4 protein-coding genes are annotated in these 3,637 nt (G+C 69.3%); all 4 read right to left on the bottom strand.

All coding sequences use genetic code 11. From position 1 onward, the window contains the following. Positions 1 to 11 precede the first annotated feature (11 nt). Complete coding sequence (locus tag INE98_RS07010) at positions 12 to 2,204, bottom strand: molybdopterin cofactor-binding domain-containing protein (RefSeq protein ID WP_293537705.1); 2,193 nt, start codon at positions 2,202 to 2,204, stop codon at positions 12 to 14. 2 nt (positions 2,205 to 2,206) lie between these two features. Next, positions 2,207 to 2,674, bottom strand: coding sequence for a (2Fe-2S)-binding protein (locus INE98_RS07005; protein ID WP_293537703.1), 468 nt, complete (start codon positions 2,672 to 2,674; stop codon positions 2,207 to 2,209). A gap of 66 nt (positions 2,675 to 2,740) precedes the next feature. Beyond that, positions 2,741 to 3,436, bottom strand: coding sequence for a TPM domain-containing protein (locus tag INE98_RS07000; RefSeq protein WP_293537701.1), 696 nt, complete (start codon positions 3,434 to 3,436; stop codon positions 2,741 to 2,743). Beyond that, on the bottom strand, positions 3,436 to 3,637 hold a 202-nt coding region (locus INE98_RS06995; protein ID WP_293537700.1), incomplete at its 5' end, for a hypothetical protein. The genes INE98_RS06995 and INE98_RS07000, both read right to left, overlap by 1 nt.

The raw sequence follows: 3,637 nt of genomic DNA, 5'->3' as shown, positions 1-3,637 counted from the left end.
TGAGCGGGCCGTCAGCCCGCAGCGAGCAGGGCCGGGTCCACAGGCAGGCGGCGCACCCTCTTGCCGGTCGCCGCGAAGATGGCGTTGCAGAGGGCCGGCGGAGCGGGCGGGAGAGCCGGCTCACCCAACCCTGTCGGCGGGTTGTCAGAGAGCACGAAGTGCACGTCCACCGGCGGGGCCTCGTTGATGCGCATCAGCCGGTAGGTGTCGGAGTTGCCCTGGACGACGGCCCCGTTCTCGAGGGTGATCTCCTGGCTGAGGGCGCCGGACAGGCCATCCAGGACAGAGCCCTGCACCTGCTGGATCGCTCCGGAGGGATTGACGATCTGGCGGCCGACATCGCCTGCGACCCAGACCTTCTCGACCTTGACCTGGCCATCGTCGGCCACGCGCACCTGCGCCACCTGGGCGAAGTACCCCATGTGGCTGAAGTGGAAGGCGACGCCCTGCCCCTGGCGCGGCGCCATCTTGGTCCGCCCCCAGCCGGAGACCTCGGCCACCTTCTTCAGGACACCGCGCATGCGCGCCGCGTCGTAACCATCCCGTCCCGGGGTCCCGACCAGTCCGAAGTCGCCCAGGAGCTTCAGGCGGAAGTCCACCGGGTCGGCGCCGGCGGCGTGGGCCAGTTCGTCGATGAAGCCCTGCACCGCAAACGAAATGGCGTTCGAGCCGGGCGCTCGAAGGGGGCCCGTCGGCACTGAAATCGGGAGTACGGACAGGTTGTACCGGAAGTTGGGCGTGAACCGGGCCGGGAACTCCGTCGCCGCCATGCCCGCCGACCTGCCGGGCTGTCCGTCCCGGGATCCCGGGGTGATGAAGTGATCCTCCCAGGCGACGATCCGGCCCTGGGCGTCGAGGCCCCCCTTGAAGCGGTGCCAGCCCGCCGGGCGGTAGAAGCCATGGCGCATGTCATCTTCGCGGGTCCAGACCAGCTTGACGGGCGCCCCCGCCTCGCGGGCGATCCAGGCCGCCTCGACCATGTACTCGTTGGACAGGCGTCGCCCGAAACCGCCTCCGGCGCGGACAATGTGGACCGTGATGTCTTCGGGCTTCAGGCCAAGGGTCTTGGCCACAAGCTGGCGACCGGGCTCCGGGTTCTGGGTCGGCGCCCAGATCTCCATCTTTCCGTTCTGGAACCGGGCCGTGCAGTTCTGGGGCTCCAGGTTCGCGTGGGAGATGTAGGGGTAAGCGTATTCGGCCTCGATCGTCTTTGAGGCCGACTTCAGCGCGGCGTCGACATCACCGTCATGACGGACGACCTTGTCGGCGGCTGACCGCGCCGAACCCGTCGCCATCTCCTCGAACCGGCGGCTGGACATCTGGCTCGCCTCGGAGGCCTTCCAGCGGGTGTTCAGCTTCTCGCGCCCCTTGAGGGCCCGCCACCAGCTGTCCGCGACGACCGCGACACCCGGCGCAAGCGCCTCAAGGCCGCCGGATCCCTCGACCACGAAGGCCTTCCGGACGCCCTTCATCGCCCGGGCGGCGTCAAGGTCGGCGGACTCCACCCCAGCGCCGAACACCGGCGCCTTCTCGAAGGTGGCGAAGAGCATGCCGGGCAGGACGATGTCGATGCCGAACAAGGGCTTGCCCGTGACGATGGCGGGGGTGTCCACCTGCGGTATGAACCGGCCGATGATCCGGTAGTCCGAAGGGGCCTTCAGCTTCAGGGTCTGGGGATCCGGAGGGGGAAGGGTGGCGGCGGCGGCGGCGAGAGATCCATAGTCCGCAGACCGACCGGAAGCCTTATGGACCACCCGGCCCGGTTCCGTAGCGCAGGTGGACGCGTCCACGCCCCAGGACTTGGCGGCGGCGGCGATCAAAAGGGCCCGGGCCGTGGCGCCGACGCGGCGCAATTCATCCCAGTGGAGGGGGATCGAGAGGGAGCCGCCCGCAAACTGACGACCGAACTGGGCCGGATCGGAAACCGCCTGGAGGGTGCGCACCTTGTCCCAGTCGGCGTCCAGTTCCTCCGCGATGATCATGGGCATGGAGGTCTTCACCCCCTGCCCGACCTCGGGATTCTTGCTGACCACCTCGACCCAGCCGTCCGGCCGGACCGTGACGTAGGTGTTGAGCTTGGCCGAACCGGTCGGGGCGGCCTCGCCCTTGCCGGTCAGGGCGAACCCCAGCATGAGGCCGCCGCCCCCGGCGGCAAGCTGGATGACGTCGCGCCGCGAGGCGCCAGTCTGAGAGCCGTCCGCCATGATCAGGCCTCCTCAGGTTGGCCGGACGCGCGACGTACGGCGGCCCGGATGCGATTGTAGGTGGCGCAGCGGCAGATGTTTCCACTCATCGCCGCATCAATCTCCTCGGCGCTCGGCCGCGGGTTCGAGGCCAGCAGGGCCGTCGCCGACATGATCTGACCCGGCTGGCAGTAGCCGCACTGGGCGACATCCAGTTCCGACCAGGCCTTCTGGACCCGGGCGCCGACCTCGGAATCTCCGATCGCCTCGATGGTCGTCACTCGACCCTTGCCGACGGCGCTCACCGGAAGGGAGCAGGACCGGACCGGAGCCCCGTCAATATGGACCGTGCACGCCCCGCAAAGGCTGACTCCGCATCCGTACTTCGGACCCAGGACGCCGAGGGTGTCGCGGAGCACCCAAAGCAGAGGCGTGTCCGCCTCGACATCCACACGGCGGTTCCGCCCATTGACGCTCAAGGTAATCGCCATGCCCGCGCTCCAGGTTCTCCCTGAATCGCATTTAGTCAGGACGCCTCGCGGGCGCCAGTGCGCAGTCTATCGAATCACGATGACGTGGTCCGCCAGTTCATTGGGATTGTCGCCGTCTCCGAGCGGGAAGTGCTCTGTCAGGACCTCGCCGCAAAGGGCGACGGCGGCTTCGAAGCCCTCAGCCGGGCGACCGGACTTCAGCCCCATCACAAGCCGCGCCATGGCCTCATCCCAGACCCCGGGCTCAACCTTGGATGCAACGCCCTCGTCGGCGATCAGTTCGGCCATGCGCTCCCATTCGGAGACGAAGATCAGGATGCCGGTCCTCTCCCGGGTCGCCTTCAGGTTCCGGGCCAGGAACTGCTCATAGGCCCGGCGTCGGACGCGCTCGCGCTTGAGGCTGGCGGGGGTCAGAAGGCGGCGAACCGGCGGCAGCCAGGCCAGCATCAGCACCAGCAGGAACAGGAAGACCTGCAGCAGGATGACGCCCATCACCGCCTCGCGGGCGGCGGCGCCGGCCGCGGCCCCGACGGCATTGGCGGTCCAGCCGCCCTGGATGAGCGCCGGCGCCGTCACCTGTATGCCGGCGGCGAGAAGGAGCACGGGCGCCGCAAGGGCCGCAAAGGCCGCAGCCGCAAGGGGCGTTTCCCGGTAGTCCCCGCTCTCCGGCGTCACGACGCAGAAAATCTCGCCCTTGGTGGCGGATTCGGCCCTGGCCACTGCGTCCGCGACACGCCGCCGCTCATCCTCGTCCAGCAACATCACCAGCTCCCCGAAGATCCGCCGCCGCCAAAGCCGCCGCCGCCGCCGCCAAAGCCCCCGCCTCCGAAGCCGCCGCGTCCCCAGCCTCCCAGGGGCGGCAGGATCACCGGGCCGCCCAGTCCTGCGCGGCGAAAGGCGCGCGCCGAGCGCCCGCCGCCGCGCATGACCGCCACCAGAACCCAGAGGATCAGGATGAGCACG

It is taken from the genome of Phenylobacterium sp. (genome assembly GCF_020253645.1).
Taxonomy (GTDB): domain Bacteria; phylum Pseudomonadota; class Alphaproteobacteria; order Caulobacterales; family Caulobacteraceae; genus Phenylobacterium.
This window is presented reverse-complemented; position numbering and strand designations above follow the sequence as displayed.

Bases quoted from the DNA above. Each gene is read 5' to 3' on its own strand.
- INE98_RS07000 (WP_293537701.1), bottom strand. From the start codon at position 3,436: ATGTTGCTGGACGAGGATGAGCGGCGGCGTGTCGCGGACGCAGTGGCC.
- INE98_RS07010 (WP_293537705.1), bottom strand. From the start codon at position 2,204: ATGGCGGACGGCTCTCAGACTGGCGCCTCGCGGCGCGACGTCATCCAG.
- INE98_RS07005 (WP_293537703.1), bottom strand. From the start codon at position 2,674: ATGGCGATTACCTTGAGCGTCAATGGGCGGAACCGCCGTGTGGATGTC.